Here is a 17,054-nt window from a genome sequence, read left to right as displayed (position 1 = left end):
GCGCCTGCGGCGCGGAGTGTCTTTTGACGAGTCACGTCTTGCAAAAGGACATGGAGGGGCTCTGCCCCCAGCGCCCTTCGGAGCGGCTTCCGCCCAGCTTCCTCCACGCGCGAGCGCGTTCCGTGCAGCCGGTTCCCCGCGAAGCCGCCCACTCCGGTTGCACCCCCGGTCTCGCCGACGGGCAGGGTTTCAGCGCGGCGCTCCGCTGCGCGGAAACCCAAGCCCAAGGAGTTCAGCCATGTATCATCAACTTGCAACCCGGTTCGGCCGTAACGCCCATCAGATCAGCGGCCGGGAGGCGCTCGACAACGAAGCCCTCTATCGCCACGTCCCGTCCATCTTCGCCCGCGAGGCGCACGACAGCCGGTCGGAGCGGTATGTGTATGTCCCGACCATCGACGTCGTGGAGGGGCTGCGCCGGGAGGGATGGTTCCCGTTCTTCGCGGTGCAGTCGGTCCCGCGTGACGGCAGCCGCCACGGCCACGCCAAGCACATGCTGCGCCTGCGCCGGGATGACGGCATCGGCAAGCCGGAGGCCGCCGAAGTCATCATCGTCAACAGCCATGACGGGACTAGCGCCTACCAGATGTTTGCCGGGATGCTGCGGTTCGTTTGCACCAACTCCATGATTGCGGGCGAGCGGTTCGAGGAGGTCCGCGTGCCGCACAAGGGCAATATCCAACATGACATCATCGAGGGCGTTTACACCGTCGCCGAGGACTTCCCGCGCCTGATCGACGCCCGCGAGACCATGAAGGAAGTTCGGCTGTCCGAGGACGAGCGTCGGTTGCTTGGCGAAGTCAGCCTTGTCGCCCGCTATGGCGAGGACGACAGCCCGGTGACGCCGGAGCAGATTATCGAGCCGCGCCGCCGCGAGGATACCGACCGCAGCCTGTGGACCACGTTCAACGTCATTCAGGAGAATGTCGTTCGGGGCGGGTTGCATGGCCGCAAGCGCAACGCCGAAGGCCGTATCCGCCGCAGCCAGACCCGCGCCATCAACGGCATCGACCAGAACGTGACGCTCAATCGCGCGCTCTGGACGCTGGCCGAGGGGATGCAGCGCCTCAAGTCCGCCTGACCGCCGCCGCCGCAGGGCCGATCTCCGGCCCTGCGGCTTCGCCATTTTCGCGCCGATCCGCTGCGGCGGATCGGCGGCGACCGCGCGTCCCGAGGTCCGCGCGGTCGCACTGGCGCGCTCGCCGGGCTCACGCCCGGCTCGCGCTGGGTGGTAAAATCACCGGTGCTGCTCTATGAAGCGCTCAGGCCGCTACGCGGCGGCCTGGGGTGTGGAAACCCCGGATTAACCGGTTGAGCGTCGGCCGTGACGGCGCCGCGAATCCTTGACCAGCATGGTCGGGGAGCCTGTGACGTATACAACAGGCTCTCGGGCTAAAGGTCACAGGAACCGAGTTAATCCGGTTTTCCAACTCCCCGACTACGGGTCCAGGAGCTGTTTGCGGGGGCGCACCGCAGACCGCAGCTCCCATTTGCGGTCATCGATCTGTGCGTGCGGCGCATTGCAATATGCACAATACGCACGGCGAAAGTGCTCCGTGCTTGGTCTAATGATTAACGCGGGGCTGGATATTCGGGGGAAGAACACAGCATGAGTTTCGAAGATCGCGCGCCTGATTCGCAGCAGCTCACGACGTACGATGAATGCCACTTGGCTGACTATCTCCGCCTCCTCGACGCTGAGACGGATGGGGCGGATTGGCGCGAAGTTACGGAAGCGATCTTCGGTATAAACCCGCTTGCAGAACCCAATCGAGCGAAGGTGATGCATGATACGCATCTTGCTCGCGCTCGGTGGATGACCGAGGTAGGTTACGCTCATCTTCTAGGATGTGAGCGGCCTCGGAGAGCTTAAGAATTTCCTTCCATATTGAATTAAATCAGCAATTCTATGCCGGCTTTCCCGGCATAGTTGTGAGCGCTCTTTGCTCTAGTTTATGCTGGCGTCCTGACGATTTTGTCCCCCACAACCGCGCCGTTTGCGCGGCGGGAGGATGCCATGCCGACGCCGCCGGAGCGTCGCCAGCGACGCGCCGGCCGAATGCCCGACGCGCTCGGGCGCGCCGATTTAGCCGCAGAGTTCTTGCGGCGAAACCACACCTATCGCGCCGAACATGCGCAGATGCAGCAACGCATCGCGAGCGGCGCCGTCGCAAAGGACGCCGCCGAGGCGACGTTCGCGCGGCGCTGGGGGTTATCCTTTCGCGACCGCGCCGGATGATCTCTCCGAGCCGGTCCCTTGGCGACCGGAACTTACCGCAGTCACGGTCATCCTCGACGCCGCGCCAGCAGGATTCAACAGCGCGTCCCCGGTCGATCCTCGTGCGCTCGGCGAACTGCTCGCCGATCTGGCTGGGATCGACGGTCGCCATGTCATCGTCGCCGATGGGGCCGGCGAGCATCGTCTGTGGCTGCGCGATTCCAGACCTGGCCAGCCGCTTGCGGCCATCGTTCCGCTCGACAAGGATTTCCTCACACGCATCGCGAGCCTGCTACGGTTCCACCGTCGCCTGCTGGGCCGAGCGCCGGGGCCGTTGCCGCGTGGATGGCCGCTTACCGCGTACCGGCTGGCGCGCCTCGACCTTATTCTCCGCGCGCTCGATCTACGCGAGCGGGGCGCCACCTATCGCGAGATCGCCGCCAGGCTTGGGCGCGACGACGCGACCAAACTGTCTGCGAGCGACTGGAAAATGTCGGCTTCACGCTCATTTGCCGTGCGGCTAGTCCGCGACGGTATCGCGCTAGCGAACGGCGATTATCGAAAACTACTTAGCATCCGGTAATATCGGTGCCGGCGGAAGATGGAGGATGAAGATGGCGTACCAAGGTAGCTGTCATTGTGGCGTTGTCGCTTTTGAAGTTTCGCAAGACCCGCCTACGGAAGCGATAAGCTGCAATTGCTCGCACTGCCGGCGCAAAGGTTTCCTCTTCTCGTTCGTTGGCGCAGATGCCCTCACCATCACGACAGGGAGCGATGCCCTTACGGATTACTATTTCAACAAGCATTCCATCGCTCACCGCTTTTGCAGCAAATGTGGTTGCCAGCCGTTCGGCTCGGGCACAGGCCCTGGGGGCGCGGCGATGGCGGCCATAAATTTGCGCTGTGTCCCCTCCATCGATCTCGATGGCCTGACGATCAAGAAGGTGGACGGCGCCAGCTTCTGACTTCGTTCGGGATGCAATCCGCACACACTTGCTGGACGTAGTATCCACGCACGGCTCGCCCGGCTGACCTCCGCTCCTGTTGCGCATAGTACCGGCGCCACCAGTGCGGCTGCTGGGTGGTCACATCTGTGCAGCCGCACTTCTTCATACCCCACCCTGCCGCCTCCATTCTGACAATTACGCCTCCTGCCGCCACCGCCCGCAGGAGCCGTCACTTGTCCGATACGCCTACCAACCTACCGCCCCGCTTCCTGCGCACGCCGGAAGCCGCGCGTTTCCTCGGCCTCTCCGGCCGCACCCTAGAGAAGCACCGCTATTTCGGAACCGGCCCTGCCTACCGCCGGATCGGCGGGCGGGTGGTCTATTCGGTCGATGACCTGCGCGCCTGGGCTGACATCGGCATCAAGCATTCGACCTCCGATCCCGGCCAAGACGACCTCATGCCGCGTGCGGACTCGGCCATCGCCCGGAGCCGGCGATGAGCGTCCCGCCGTCACCCATGCGCCATCGCCAGCCGTCCGACGACGGCATGACGCGCGTCGAGCTGACTTGGATCGAGAAGCGGATCGAGCACTGGATCAGGTTCGGCCGCGTGGCCGTCGACGAGATCGTGGACCGCCGCCGCCGCATCGTCCGCTTCCGCCCCGGCGCCATCTTCGCGTTCGTCCGCTGGGCGGCGAACGACTATGGCACGGTCAGCTCGCGCATCGACATCGTGCGCGTGGTCGGTGCGGGCGAGCCGTTCACGACGCTGCCGTTCGTGCGGCCGGGCGGCGACATCCTGCTCAAGATCGAGGGCTGGCCCAAGGTCAGCCAAGTGCTCACCGCGATCGACGCGACCGAGACGGTCGGCGTCGATCCGTGCGACGCCGCGCCCGATCACTGGCGGCACGTCGCCAACCGCATCGCCGCCGGACATCAGCCGCGCCCCTACACGCTGGAGCGTCATCGCGCCTGGCTCAAGCGCCGGGAGATCGAGCGATGACCCGCCGAGGCTGGACCATCGCGACCACTTCCGCCGCGTCGCTGTTCGCCATGTCGTTCACCGCCGTAGCGGTATTCGATCCGTTGCCGCGCGTCATCTGGAACGCCAGCGCCAGCGCGCCGCTCGGCCTCTACCGGATCGAGCCCGATCGTGATCCCGTCGTCGGCGCGCTGGTCGCCGTGACGCCTCCCGCACCGTTGGCGCAGTGGCTGGCAGAGCGCGGTTATCTCGGCGAGCGCGTGCCGCTGTTGAAGCATGTCGCCGCCCGGCCGGGCCAGCTTGTTTGCCGGATCGGCGCCGTGGTGAGCGTCGATGGCCGGCCCCTTGTAGTCGCCCGCGAGCGCGACGGACAAGGCCGCCCGCTGCCCGTCTGGTGGGGGTGCCGGACGCTGCGCGCCGGCGAGCTACTGATGCTCAATCCCGATCACGCCGACAGCATGGACGGCCGCTATTTCGGCCCGCTCCCGGCCTCGACCGTGCTCGGGCGCGCCATCCCGATCCTCACCCGTGACACCCCGAACGCGCCGCTCGCGTGGCGCTGAACCCGCTTGTCCCTGCCAACCCAAAGGAGAGTCCCATGCAAATCGGCAGCTTTTTCCGCACCGCCAACGGCTACGAGGGCATCATCGAGACGGCGACGCTCGACATCCGTATTTCCATCGTTCCCGCCGAGGCGAGCGACGCCGACAAGGCGCCGGACTGGCGCGTCCATCGCGGCGACGGCGGCGAAGGCCCGGAAATCGGCGCGGGTTGGAACGAGACCGGCGAGCGTGCTGGGGATTACGTCTCGCTGCGCATCGACGATCCTGCCTTCGCGCAGCCGCTCCGCGCCGCGCTGTTCCAAAACACCGGCGACAAGTCCCCCTGGTCACTGCGCTGGAACCGTCAGCCGAAGTCGCGCGAGCAGGACTGATCCCATGCGCGTTCCCATCATCCCTTTGTTCGCGGGAAAGCCGTCTCATCCCTCCGTCCCGCTCGATCGCAGGCTGGCCGGGGCGCGCAGCGAAGGTCAAGGGCGGCCGAAGGCCGGCGCTCCGCGCGCACCCTTGAGCGCAACGAGCACGCTGGCAGGCTGGCGGCGGAGTGGAGTCGGATCGGCAGTGGCGTTTGCCGTCGTGATGCTGTTCGGCGGCGCTGTGTCGGTCGCGGCGACAGCACAGGATTTGCCGGCCCCGCTATCGGCGGCGGCTCATCCCTACGCCGGTCATGTCGCCGACGCCGCGCGGCGGTTCGGCATCCCCGAAGCGTGGATATGGGCGGTGATGCGCGTCGAGAGCGGCGGCAACTCGCGCGCCGTATCGCACGCTGGTGCGATGGGATTGATGCAGATCATGCCCGCGACCTGGGCCGGTCTTCGCGCGCGGCATGGCCTTGGCGCTGACCCCTTCGACGTGCGCGACAACATCATGGCGGGCGCGGCCTATCTGCGCGAGATGCACGACCGTTACGGCAACGCGAGTGCGATGCTGGCGGCCTACAATGCCGGACCGGGCCGCTACGACGATTACCTGTCGCGCGGCCGTCCGCTCCCGCCCGAGACGATTGGCTACCTCGCCCAGCTCACGACCGTTGTCGGCACGACGGGCGCTGCGGAGGTGGCGGTGAGCGCGCCGCGCGATCCGTTCGCCTGGCGACGTGCCGCGCTGTTCGTCCGCACCGCGAGCGCCGCGTCCGAGGGCGTATCCGGGCAGTCGGACGGTGAAGAACCCGCGCCCGATCCGCCGACCGATGGGGCGACATCCGGCGAAGTTCGCGCCGTCGCTCTGCCTGCCAGCGAGCCGGCGGACACGCTGTTCGTCCCCCGCGCCCGCGCGGGCCGACCGCAATGATCCGCGCGTCATCCCGATCATCTGTCCCGAGCAGGAAAGTGGCTGGGAAGGGAGAGAACGGCAGGGACAAACGAGGGCAAGATATAAGCAGCGCCCCGTTCAGCCGAAAAGCCGAGGCTTTTCCGTGGCTTCACGTGGGGGCGTCGGTCGGCGCGCGTGCCGCGCGGAAGGGAAAAGCCAACAGATTCAACGCCTCGAATGGCACTACAAGTCATTTTTGGCCGAAAGCGTCCCGGCCGTGAGCGAGGACAGCGAGTTCCGCGTCCGGCCCGGCAAGGCCAAGCGCAGCAAGGCGCAGGGGCGCAATGCGCGCGGCCTGGTCGCCGAGGTGCTCCGCGTCGCCGCGATCCACAGCGGCGGCCGGCGCGGCGGCGCCAGTGGCGCGCGTCGTGGTGCGCAATCGACCTTCGGGCGGGGACGCACCACCTTCGCCCGCAGTCGCCTGTTCGGCTCGGGCCGGCGCGTCATGGTCAAAATGCTGCCCGTGACCACCCGCAGCCGGGCCGGCCGGCGCTCGGCGCCGCTGTCCGCGCACATCGCTTATTTGAAGCGCGAAGGCGTCACCCGCGACGGCTCGCCGACGCGGATGTTCGACGCGGCTGGCGACAACGCCGACGATCGCGGTTTCACCGAGCGGTGCAAGGATGACCGGCACCATTTCCGGGTCATCGTGTCGCCGGAGGATGCCGCCGACCTGACCGACCTGCGCGAATATACCCGCGACCTCATGCGGCAGATGGAGGCCGACCTAGGCACGCGGCTCGATTGGGTCGCGGTCGATCACTGGAATACCGACAACCCGCACGTCCATCTGCTCGTGCGCGGGGTCAACGATCAGGGTGGCGATCTCGTCATTTCCCGCGATTACATCAGCCACAATCTTCGTTCGCGCGCCGAGGAGCTGGCCCACGTCGAACTGGGGCCGAAACCCGAGCACGAGGTGCAGCGCGCTCTCGATCGTGAGGTGACGGCGGAACGCTGGACCCGGCTCGATACCGAGATCCAGCGTTCCGCCGACGAGTTGGGTGTCATCGACCTGCGCCCCGAGCGGCCCGGCCCGGACGATCCGCGCCTCCGCCGCTTGATGGTTGGTCGGTTGCAGCACCTGGAGACGATGGGGCTCGCGGCCGAGGGCGATCCGGGCCAATGGGCGGTGGCGGAGGGCGCGGCAGCGAAGCTGCGCGAGTTGGGCGCGCGCGGCGACATCATCCGCACGATCGGCGCGGCGCTCAAGGAGCGGGGGCAGGACCGGCCCCTCGACAGCTACGCCGTCGTCACCAGCGCGCCCGAGAAGCCGATCGCCGGCAGGCTGATCGACAAGGGGTTGTACGACGAGCTGACCGGCACCGCCTATGCCGTGATCGACGGCACGGACGGGCGCACCCACCATGTTCGCCTGCCGGGCATCGAGGCATTGGAGCACAGCCCGAAGGTCGGCGGCATCGTCGAGCTGCGCGCGATTGCGCGGCCTGGCGAGGAGAAGCCAACCTTGGTCCTCGCAACGCGGTCCGACCTCGACCTTGCCGCGCAGGTGAAAGCGCCCGGCGCGACCTGGCTCGACCATCGGCTGATCGAGCGCGGCGCCGGCGTTGCGGACGGCGGGTTTGGCGCCGAGGTGCGGCGCGCGATGGACGCGCGCACCGACCATCTGGTCAAGGCAGGGCTAGCCCGCCGCTTCGGCGAGCGGACAGTGTTCGAGCGCGGGATGCTCGACACGCTCCGCAAGCGCGAGCTGGACGCGGCTGGCGCGAAGATCGCGGGCGAAACCGGGCTTGCCTATCGGCCCGCCGGTTCTGGCGAAAAGATCGCCGGCGTCGTGCGCCAGCGCCTCACGCTCGCGTCAGGCCGCTTCGCCATGATCGACGACGGGCTCGGCTTCCGCCTCGTGCCCTGGGCCAGCACCCTCGAACAGCAACTTGGCCGTCAGGTGTCCGGCGTCGTCCGCGCTGGCGGCGGGATCGACTGGACGCTTGGCCGCAAGCGCGGCCTCGGCATCTGAAACAGGAGACCTCCATGTCCGCGACCAAGATACTTTGGGGCCAGATCATCGTCGTGTTCCTGATCGTGCTCGCCGGGGTGTGGGGCGCGACGCAGTGGACAGCCGCCGCGCTCGCCTATCAGCCTGAGCTGGGGTCGCCCTGGTTCATGCTCGGTGAGTGGCGCGTCTATCCGCCGCCCGCCTTCTTCTGGTGGTGGTTCAGCTTCGACGCCTATGCGCCCCACATATTCCTGACGGGCGCCTATATCGCTGCGTCGGGCGGGTTCGCATCGATTGCCGTCGCCATCGGCATGTCGGTGTGGCGCGCGCGTGAACTGAAGAACGCCGAGACCTACGGCTCGGCGCGCTGGGCGACCGAGCGCGAGGTTCATGCGGCCGGGTTACTAGGGCCGAACGGTGTCGTGCTCGGCAAGTTCGCACGCGACTATCTCCGCCATGATGGTCCTGAGCATGTGCTGTGCTTCGCCCCGACCCGCAGCGGCAAGGGCGTCGGCTTGGTAGTGCCATCGCTGCTGACCTGGCCGGCCTCGGCGATCGTCCACGACATCAAGGGCGAGAACTGGACGCTGACGGCCGGCTTCCGCTCGCGGCATGGCCGCGTGCTGCTGTTCGACCCAACCAACGCCGCCTCGGCCGCCTACAATCCTCTGCTGGAGGTGCGGCGCGGCCAGTGGGAGGTGCGCGACGTGCAGAACGTCGCCGACGTTTTGGTCGATCCCGAAGGCTCGCTGGAGCGCCGGAACCACTGGGAGAAGACGAGCCACAGCTTGCTGGTCGGCGCGATCCTGCACGTCCTCTATGCCGAAGCGGACAAGACCTTGGCCGGCGTCGCCGGATTTCTTTCGGACCCGGCGCGCACGATCGAGCAGACGCTGGCGGCGATGATGGCGACACCGCACCTCGGCGAAGCCGGCGTGCATCCTGTCGTCGCCAGCGCGGCGCGCGAGCTGCTGAACAAATCGGACAACGAGCGCTCAGGCGTGCTCAGCACCGCCATGTCGTTCCTCGGCCTCTACCGCGATCCCGTCGTCGCGCAGGTTACGCGCGCTTGTCATTGGCGCATATCGGATCTGGTCGAGGGCGAGCGACCGGCAACGCTCTACCTCGTCGTGCCTCCATCGGATATCTCGCGCACCAAACCGCTGATCCGCCTCATCCTCAACCAGATCGGGCGCCGGCTGACGGAGGAACTGACTCCGAAGGGCAACCGCCATCGCGTGCTTTTGATGCTCGATGAGTTCCCCGCGCTCGGCCGGCTCGACTTCTTCGAGTCCGCCCTGGCGTTCATGGCGGGCTACGGGCTTAAGGCGTTCCTGATCGCGCAGTCGTTAAACCAGATCGAGAAGGCTTACGGACCGAACAACGCGATCCTGGACAACTGCCATGTTCGCGTGAGTTTCGCCACCAACGACGAGCGGACCGCCAAGCGGGTGTCCGATGCGCTCGGCACGGCGACCGAGATGCGGGCGATGAAGAATTACGCCGGGCATCGCCTGTCGCCGTGGCTGGGGCATTTGATGGTATCGCGCTCCGAGACCGCCCGCCAGCTTCTCACCCCCGGCGAGGTGATGCAGCTCCCGCCCGACGACGAGATCGTGATGGTGGCGGGGGTCCATCCGATCCGCGCGAAGAAGGCGCGCTACTTTCAGGATGGGCGCCTGTCCGGGCGGATCATGGCGGCGCCGGCGTCCGCGGCCGCCACGATCCGTCCCGACGATTGGACCGGGCGGCAGGCGGCCGCCGATCCAAAGCAGGTCGCGCGGATTGTCCGCGATGCGGAAGACGCGGCCAATGGCGGTCTGCGCCGGGAGCCCGAACTGCCCGAGCATGTCGCCATCGCGCCCGAAACGGCATCACCTCCCGCCCAGGAGTTTGCGATCGTCGACGACGAGCAGGACGACGCGGCCCGGCAGGCGGCCGTGCGTCGCCGGATGCAGGGCATCGCGCGTCAGGCGTCGCTCGACCCGGGCGACGGCATCGAATTGTAGGAGACCGCCATGCGGACCCGGCTCAACGTCTACTTCCCGCCCGCGCTCGCCAAGCAAGTTGACGAGCTGGCGATCCGGCGGCGCATATCACGCTCGGCGATCGTGGAGGCCGCCGTGGCGTCCTACCTGTCGCCCGACGGCGCCGACCGGATGGAGGCGGCGTTCGCACGTAGGCTCGACCGCCTGTCGCGACAGGTGCAGCGGCTGGAGCGCAACACCGGACTGAGCACCGAGGCACTGAGCTTGTTCGTCCGGTTCTGGCTGTCCGTGACCCCGCCGCTGCCCGACGAAGATCAGGCAGCGGCGCAGGTGAAAGGTCGTAAACGTTATGAGGGTTTTATCGAGACGCTTGGTCGGCGCTTCGCCAGCGGCAAGACTCTCATGGACGAAATACCGGAGGATGTCTGGCCGCGGTCAACATCGCCCGAGTCGGAGTAGCAGAAGCTCGCCGACCTTGATTTAGTCGGTAAGCGATTTCGCCTCCGGCACCGTATCTACCGCCCCCTCTACTACGCCGATAACTAGCTGTTGCGACGCGAGCATTGCTGCGTCTCTTGATGTGCCCCTGACGCCGGGCGGCGGTTCGTCCGGCCCAATCCAGGGGCCAGTCGTTGACCGTTCATCCGATCCGATCCGAAGCGAAATCCCGCGGCGCAAGGATGCTGCGCACCGCGCTCGGACCGTCGATCGCAGCCTGGCTCGACGACCCTGCCGTCATCGAAGTCATGCTCAACCCGGACGGCCGGCTTTGGCTCGATCGGCTCGGCGAGGGGATTAGCGACACCGGCGAGATGCTCTCCGCCGCTGACGGCGAACGCATCGTCCGACTGGTCGCGCACCATGTCGGTGTCGAGGTTCACGCTCGCAGCCCCCGCGTTTCTGCCGAGTTGCCGGAAGGCGGCGAACGGTTCGAGGGATTGCTGCCGCCTGTCGTCGCAGCGCCCGCCTTCGCTATACGGAAGCCCGCCATCGCCGTGTTCACGCTCGACGATTACGCGCGCGCCGGGATCATGTCGGCAGTTGAGGCCGAGGCGTTGCGCCACGGCGTCGTGACCCGCGCCAATATTCTCGTCGCGGGCGGGACCGGCGCGGGCAAGACCACGCTGGTCAACGCGCTGCTCGCCGAGGTGGCGAAGACCACCGATCGCATCGTCCTGATCGAAGACACGCGCGAGCTGCAATGCGCCGCGCCGAACCTCGTCGCCATGCGGACGAAGGACGGCGTGGTGTCCCTCGCCGAACTGGTCCGTTCATCGCTGCGCTTGCGCCCCGACCGCATCCCCATCGGCGAGGTGCGCGGCTCTGAAGCGCTCGATCTCATCAAAGCCTGGGGCACCGGCCATCCCGGCGGGGTCGGCACGATCCACGCCGGCACCGCGCTCGGTGCGTTGCGCCGCATGGAACAGCTCATCCAAGAGGCCGTCGTGACGGTCCCGCGCGCGCTGATCGCCGAGACGATCGACCTGGTCGCCGTGCTGGTCCGCGACGCGCACGGGCGCCGACTGACCGAGCTGGCCCGCGTCGAAGGGCTCGACCCCGCGACCGGCGACTACCGCCTCGCACCCCTCACCAACCCCCAAGCCGGAGACCTGCCATGATCCATGCCTTTCGGCATGGCGCACGCCGCGCCATGCTCACCGCCACCGCCAGCGTGATCGCGCTGACCTTCGCCGTTCCGGCCCACGCCGGCGGCTCGTCGATGCCGTGGGAAGCGCCGCTTCAGTCGATCCTCGAAAGTATCGAGGGGCCGGTGGCGAAGATCGTCGCCGTCATCATCATCATTGTGACCGGGCTGACGCTCGCGTTCGGCGACACGTCGGGCGGCTCGCGCCGGCTTATCCAGATCGTGTTCGGCCTGTCGATCGCGTTCGCCGCGTCGAGCTTTTTCCTGTCGTTCTTCTCGTTCGGCGGTGGAGCGCTGATCGCATGAACGGCGCGGCCGATCATGGCGAACCGATCGCGGGCTATTTCGCACCGGTCCACCGGGCGCTGACCGAGCAGATACTGCTCGGCGGCGCTCCGCGCTCGCTGGCCATCGTCAACGGGACGCTGGCGGGCGCGATCGGCCTCGGTCTGCGCCTGTGGATCGCCGGCCTGGTCATCTGGGCCGTCGGCCACGGTCTTTCCGTGTGGGCCGCCCGCCGCGACCCGCAGTTCGTGGACGTGGCCCGTCGCCACCTCCGTTACCCGACATGGATGCGGCCATGATGAGCTTGCGCGAATATCGCAGCAAAGCTGCGAACCTGCCCGACTTCCTGCCTTGGGCAGCTTTGATCAGCGAAGGCGTCGTTCTCAACAAGGACGGGTCGTTCCAGCGCACCGCCCGGTTCCGTGGTCCCGATCTCGACAGCGCGACGCCGGCCGAGCTGGTCGCCACGACCGCGCGGCTGAACAGTTCGCTGCGTCGGCTCGGCTCGGGCTGGGCGATCTTCGTCGAGGCGCAGCGCACGCCTGCGCTCGACTACCCGGATTCCGGCTTCCCCGATCCGGTCTCGTCGTTAGTCGAATTGGAGCGGCGCGAACAGTTCCGCGAAGAAGGCGCGCACTTCGAGAGCCGCTACTTCCTGACGCTGTTGTGGATGCCGCCGGCCGAGGAAGCCGCGCGCGCCGAAGGCTGGCTCTACGAGGGCCGGGCCACGACCGGCGTCGATCCGTGGGAACTGCTCAAGGGCTTTACCGATCGCAGCGACCGCGTCCTCAATCTGGTCGAAGGGTTCGTGCCCGAGGTCCGCTGGCTCGATGACGCCGAGACGCTGACCTACCTGCACTCGACCGTCTCAACCCGCCGCCAGCGCGTGCGCGTCCCCGAGACGCCGATGCACCTCGATGCGCTGCTCGCCGACGAGCCGCTGACCGGCGGGCTGGAGCCGCGCCTGGGCGAGCATCATTTGCGCACGCTCACCATTGTCGGCTTTCCGAGCGTGACGTTCCCCGGCCTGCTCGACGAGCTGAACCGGCTCGCCTTCGAGTATCGCTGGGCGACGCGGGCGATCATGCTCGACAAAACCGATGCGACCAAGCTGCTGAGCCGCATCCGCCGCCAGTGGTTCGCCAAGCGCAAGAGCGTCGTGGCTATCTTGAAGGAGGTGATGACCAACGAGGCGTCGGTCCTGATGGACAGTGACGCCTCGAACAAGGCCGCGGACGCCGACACCGCCCTGCAGGAGCTGGGCGCCGATTATGCCGGCATGGCCTACGTCACCGCCACGGTGACGGTGTGGGACCGCGATCCCGCCATCGCCGCCGAGAAGCTTCGGCTGGTCGAGAAGATCATCCAGGGCCGCGACTTCACAGTCATCCCGGAGAGCATGAACGCGATCGAGGCGTGGCTGGGGAGCTTGCCCGGCCACACCTACGCCAACGTCCGTCAGCCCCCGATTTCCACCATCAATCTCGCCCACCTGATCCCCCTGTCAGCAGTATGGGCGGGGCCGGAACGGGACGAGCATTTCGGTGCGCCCCCCTTGCTGTATGGCAAGACCGAAGGCTCGACCCCGTTCCGGTTTTCCCTTCACGTCGGCGATGTCGGTCACACGCTGATCGTCGGCCCGACCGGCGCCGGCAAGTCGGTGCTGCTCGCCCTCATGGCGATGCAGTTCCGTCGCTATGCCGGCGCACAGGTTTTCGCCTTCGACTTCGGCGGCAGCATCCGCGCCGCCGCGATCGGCATGGGCGGCGACTGGCAGGACCTCGGCGGGATGCTCGCCGACGAGGCCGGCGACGGCGTGCAGCTCCAGCCGCTCGCTCGGATCGACGATCCGGCAGAACGCGCCTGGGCGACCGAATGGCTGGCAGCGATCCTCGCTTCCGAAGGCGTCGGGGTCGATCCGCAGGCCAAGGAGCACCTGTGGTCGGCGCTCGGCTCGCTTGCCAGCGCGCCCATGCCGGAACGCACGCTGACCGGGCTGGCGGTGCTGCTCCAGAGCCAGCAGCTCAAGCAGGCGCTCGCCTCCTATTGCATTGATGGACCGTGGGGCCGGCTGCTCGACGCGGAGGCCGAACGGCTCGGCGAAGCGTCGGTGCAGGCGTTCGAGACCGAGGGTTTGGTCGGCGCCGGATCGGCCGCCGCAGTGCTGTCCTACCTGTTCCACCGGATCGAAGGCCGGCTGGACGGCTCGCCGACGCTCATCATCATCGACGAGGGCTGGCTGGTCCTCGACAGCCCCGACTTCGCCGCGCAGCTACGCGAATGGCTGAAGACGCTGCGCAAGAAGAACGCCAGCGTAGTGTTCGCCACACAGAGCCTCGCCGACATCGAAACGTCGAATATCGCGCCGGCCATCATCGAAAGCTGCCCGACGCGAATCTTCCTGCCGAACGAGCGCGCGGCCGAGCCGCAGATCGCCGCCATCTACGAGCGGTTCGGGCTCAACGCCCGCCAGATCGAAATCCTCAGCCGGGCCACGCCCAAGCGGGACTATTACTGCCAGTCGCGGCGCGGCAACCGGCTGTTCGAGCTGGGGCTGGGCGAGGTTGCGCTGGCCTTCGCCGCCGCGTCTTCCAAGACCGATCAGCTCCGCATCGCCGAGCTGGTCGAGACCCACGGCCGCGAGCGTTTCGCCGCCGAATGGCTGCGCCATCGCGGCTTGGCCTGGGCGGTCGATCTTCTTCCCGAACCTCAACCCGATCCGCTGGCCGGTCGCCGGGAAGATGCCGGCCAGCTTCCCCTTGCCCTGAAGGACATGACACCATGAAACCCAATATCCTGCGCCGCGCCATGCTGGCCGGCGCCATCGCCACGTCGAGCATGATCGGCATCACCGCCGCCACGCCGGCGCACGCTCAGTTCGGCGGGATCGTCTATGACCCGACCAATTATGCGCAGAACGTGCTGACGGCCGCCCGGTCGCTTCAGCAGATCAACAACCAGATCCAGCAAATCCAGCAGCAGGCGACCAGCCTCATCAACGAGGCCCGCAACCTGGCTTCGCTGCCGTTCAGTTCGCTTCAGCAGTTGCAGCAACAGGTGCAGCGCACCCAGCAGCTTCTCGGCGAAGCGCAGCGCATCGCCTACGACGTGCAGAACGTCCAGCAGGTCTTCAACGGCCGCTACAAGGGTGCGGCGCTGACCGGCACCCATGCGCAGATGGTCGCCAACGCCAATGCGCGCTGGGAGGATAGCGTCGGCGCGTTCGAGGATGCGCTGCGCGTTCAGGCCGGGGTTGTCGGCAATATCGACGGCGCGCGCACGACGATGGACGGCCTGGTCACGTCCAGCCAGTCGGCAACCGGCGCGCTTCAGGCTGCCCAAGCGGGCAACCAGCTTCTCGCGCTGCAATCGCAGCAGCTCGCGGACCTGACGGCGCTGCTCGCCGCGCAGGGCCGGGCGCAGGCGCTGGATTCTGCCCGCAACGCCGCCGTCGAAGCTGAGAGCCGCGAACGCCTCCGCCGCTTCCTGACGCGGTCCACCGGATATCAGCCGGGCAACGCCCGCATGTTCCACGACTGAGCCGATGGACACCAAGCTCCTCGCGCGCATCGGCGCCGTCATCTTCATCGCCATCGCCATCACGATGACGGCGATCGAAATGAGCCGTGCGCCCGAGCCACCGCGCGCGGAGCCGGCGACCGTCGCCGAGACATCGGCGACGGACCCGCTGCTGATCGAGCTGCGCCGCTGCCAATCCATCGGCGCGGCCGGGGCGAGCGACCCTGATTGCCTGCGCGCCTGGGGCGAGAACCGTCGCAGGTTCCTCGCGCCTGGCGCGCGTCCCGCCGCCCGCATCGCCGACGGCGCCACCCCGCAGGAGAATTGATATGGGCGGCACCGGCGTCGTCGATCGCTTTCTGGATGTCTTCACCCGCTACATCGACAGCGGGTTCGGCCTGCTCGGCGGCGAGGTGGCGTTTGTCGCCACCACCCTGATCGTCATCGACGTGACGCTGGCCGCGCTGTTCTGGACGTGGGGCGAAGGCGACGACATCATCGCCCGCCTCGTCAAGAAAACCCTGTTCGTCGGCGTCTTTGCCTACATCATCGGCAACTGGAACAGCCTTGCGCGGATCGTCTTCGAGAGCTTCGCCGGGCTCGGGCTGAAGGCGTCCGGCACCGGCTTCACCGCCGCCGAGCTGCTCCAGCCGGGCCGCGTCGCGCAAGTTGGGCTGGAGGCGGGTCAGCCGATCCTGGAATCCATTTCGGACTTGATGGGCTGGGTGTCGTTCTTCGAGAACTTCATCCAGATCGCCGTGCTGCTGTTCGCCTGGGTGCTGGTCATCCTCGCCTTCTTCATCCTGTCGATACAACTCTTCATCACCCTGATCGAGTTCAAGCTGGCGACGCTCTGCGGCTTCGTCCTCATCCCGTTCGGCCTGTTCGGCAAGACCGCCTTTATGGCCGAGCGCGTGCTGGGGCTGGTGATCTCGTCGGGCATCAAGGTGCTGGTGCTCGCGGTCATCGTCGGCATCGGCTCGACATTGTTCGACGAGTTTCGCGCCGGCTTCGGCGGCGCGCAGCCGAGCATTGAGGATGCGATGGCGGTCGCGCTCGCCTCGCTCTGCCTGCTGGGGCTCGGCATCTTCGGCCCGTCGATCGCCAATGGCATCGTCTCCGGCGGCCCGGCGCTTGGCGCAGGGGCCGCAGCGGGAACCGTGCTCGCAGCCGGCGGCGCGCTGGCCGGTGGCGCCGCTGCGGCCCGCCTCGGCGTCGGCGCGGCGGCGGGCGCGGTCGGCGGGGCCGCACGAGGCGCCGCCTTCACCTCGGGCGCCGCCAACAGCGCCTATGCGCTCGGCTCGGCCGGTAAAACGGGCGCGGCTGCGGTCGCTGGTGGCGCAGGCGCCGTCGGCCAAGCCGCCGTCGGCGCAGCCACGTCGCCGCTCCGCAAGGCGGCAGCCTCCCTCAAGGACAGCTACCGTTCCGGCGGCCGCGCCGCCGTCACTGCAACGGGCGGGACCATTTCAGGCGGAAGCTCCACCCCATCGCCGGACGCGTCGGCCGGCGCGCCCGCCTGGGCGTCCGCGATGAAGAACCGCCAGACCATGACCCACGGCGCGACCATCGCCGCCCACACGCTGCGCTCCGGCGATGGCGGCGGCAGCGGCGCGTCCGTCGACACCAGCCAGAAGGATTGATC

General features: G+C 67.6%; 20 protein-coding genes. All 20 read left to right on the top strand.

Annotated features, from left to right (window positions below):
• Window positions 1–238: 238 nt before the first annotated feature.
• Complete coding sequence (locus Q0379_RS10610) at window positions 239–1,081, top strand: DUF932 domain-containing protein (RefSeq protein ID WP_299008106.1); 843 nt, start codon at window positions 239–241, stop codon at window positions 1,079–1,081.
• 528 nt (window positions 1,082–1,609) lie between these two features.
• Entirely contained in the window at window positions 1,610–1,873 is a 264-nt protein-coding gene (locus Q0379_RS10605; RefSeq protein WP_299008104.1) for a DUF2285 domain-containing protein, read from the top strand.
• 144 nt (window positions 1,874–2,017) lie between these two features.
• A complete protein-coding gene (locus Q0379_RS24200) occupies window positions 2,018–2,239 on the top strand; it encodes a DUF6499 domain-containing protein (RefSeq protein ID WP_366519321.1) in 222 nt (73 codons plus the stop codon).
• A complete protein-coding gene (locus tag Q0379_RS10600) occupies window positions 2,133–2,801 on the top strand; it encodes a DUF2285 domain-containing protein (protein WP_299008102.1) in 669 nt (222 codons plus the stop codon). The genes Q0379_RS24200 and Q0379_RS10600 overlap by 107 nt, the downstream gene beginning before the upstream one ends.
• A gap of 31 nt (window positions 2,802–2,832) precedes the next feature.
• A complete protein-coding gene (locus Q0379_RS10595; protein ID WP_299008099.1) occupies window positions 2,833–3,183 on the top strand; it encodes a GFA family protein in 351 nt (116 codons plus the stop codon).
• A 215-nt stretch (window positions 3,184–3,398) separates the two neighbouring features.
• Window positions 3,399–3,665, top strand: coding sequence for a helix-turn-helix domain-containing protein (locus Q0379_RS10590; protein ID WP_015459426.1), 267 nt, complete (start codon window positions 3,399–3,401; stop codon window positions 3,663–3,665).
• A complete protein-coding gene (locus Q0379_RS10585; protein ID WP_299008097.1) occupies window positions 3,662–4,168 on the top strand; it encodes a DUF2840 domain-containing protein in 507 nt (168 codons plus the stop codon). The genes Q0379_RS10590 and Q0379_RS10585 overlap by 4 nt, the downstream gene beginning before the upstream one ends.
• Window positions 4,165–4,710 carry a S26 family signal peptidase gene (locus Q0379_RS10580; protein ID WP_299008095.1) on the top strand — a complete coding sequence of 182 codons (546 nt, stop codon included), beginning with the start codon at window positions 4,165–4,167 and terminating at the stop codon, window positions 4,708–4,710. Before Q0379_RS10585 ends, Q0379_RS10580 begins: the two co-directional genes overlap by 4 nt.
• A 35-nt stretch (window positions 4,711–4,745) precedes the next feature.
• Window positions 4,746–5,081: a DUF736 domain-containing protein gene (locus Q0379_RS10575; protein WP_299008093.1), complete on the top strand. Its 336-nt coding sequence runs from the start codon at window positions 4,746–4,748 to the stop codon at window positions 5,079–5,081.
• Between the two features lie 4 nt (window positions 5,082–5,085).
• Window positions 5,086–5,997, top strand: a complete 912-nt coding sequence (locus Q0379_RS10570) for a lytic transglycosylase domain-containing protein (protein ID WP_299008091.1) — start codon at window positions 5,086–5,088, stop codon at window positions 5,995–5,997.
• Window positions 5,998–6,235: 238 nt separating this feature from the next.
• Complete coding sequence (locus Q0379_RS10565; RefSeq protein WP_299008089.1) at window positions 6,236–7,996, top strand: DUF3363 domain-containing protein; 1,761 nt, start codon at window positions 6,236–6,238, stop codon at window positions 7,994–7,996.
• 14 nt (window positions 7,997–8,010) lie between these two features.
• Window positions 8,011–9,984, top strand: a complete 1,974-nt coding sequence (locus Q0379_RS10560; RefSeq protein WP_299008086.1) for a conjugal transfer protein TraG — start codon at window positions 8,011–8,013, stop codon at window positions 9,982–9,984.
• A gap of 9 nt (window positions 9,985–9,993) precedes the next feature.
• Entirely contained in the window at window positions 9,994–10,422 is a 429-nt protein-coding gene (locus tag Q0379_RS10555) for a CopG family transcriptional regulator (protein ID WP_299008084.1), read from the top strand.
• 221 nt (window positions 10,423–10,643) lie between these two features.
• A complete protein-coding gene (gene trbB, locus Q0379_RS10550; protein ID WP_299008082.1) occupies window positions 10,644–11,582 on the top strand; it encodes a P-type conjugative transfer ATPase TrbB in 939 nt (312 codons plus the stop codon).
• Between the two features lie 32 nt (window positions 11,583–11,614).
• Window positions 11,615–11,914, top strand: coding sequence for a TrbC/VirB2 family protein (locus Q0379_RS10545; protein ID WP_299008111.1), 300 nt, complete (start codon window positions 11,615–11,617; stop codon window positions 11,912–11,914).
• Complete coding sequence (locus Q0379_RS10540) at window positions 11,911–12,192, top strand: VirB3 family type IV secretion system protein (protein ID WP_048578621.1); 282 nt, start codon at window positions 11,911–11,913, stop codon at window positions 12,190–12,192. Before Q0379_RS10545 ends, Q0379_RS10540 begins: the two co-directional genes overlap by 4 nt.
• The gene (gene trbE / locus Q0379_RS10535; protein ID WP_299008076.1) at window positions 12,189–14,678 is read left to right on the top strand and encodes a conjugal transfer protein TrbE; all 2,490 of its coding nucleotides are present in this window, start codon (window positions 12,189–12,191) and stop codon (window positions 14,676–14,678) included. The genes Q0379_RS10540 and trbE overlap by 4 nt, the downstream gene beginning before the upstream one ends.
• A gap of 23 nt (window positions 14,679–14,701) precedes the next feature.
• Window positions 14,702–15,433 (top strand): P-type conjugative transfer protein TrbJ, encoded by a 732-nt coding sequence (trbJ, locus tag Q0379_RS10530; protein WP_299008108.1) that lies wholly within the window; start codon window positions 14,702–14,704, stop codon window positions 15,431–15,433.
• A gap of 4 nt (window positions 15,434–15,437) precedes the next feature.
• Complete coding sequence (gene trbK-alt / locus Q0379_RS10525) at window positions 15,438–15,740, top strand: putative entry exclusion protein TrbK-alt (RefSeq protein WP_299008074.1); 303 nt, start codon at window positions 15,438–15,440, stop codon at window positions 15,738–15,740.
• Window position 15,741: 1 nt separating this feature from the next.
• Window positions 15,742–17,052 (top strand): P-type conjugative transfer protein TrbL, encoded by a 1,311-nt coding sequence (trbL, locus tag Q0379_RS10520; protein ID WP_299008072.1) that lies wholly within the window; start codon window positions 15,742–15,744, stop codon window positions 17,050–17,052.
• The last annotated feature ends 2 nt before the right edge of the window (window positions 17,053–17,054 follow it).

This window comes from uncultured Caulobacter sp. (assembly GCF_937900395.1).
Lineage (GTDB): Bacteria > Pseudomonadota > Alphaproteobacteria > Caulobacterales > Caulobacteraceae > Caulobacter.
This window is presented reverse-complemented; position numbering and strand designations above follow the sequence as displayed.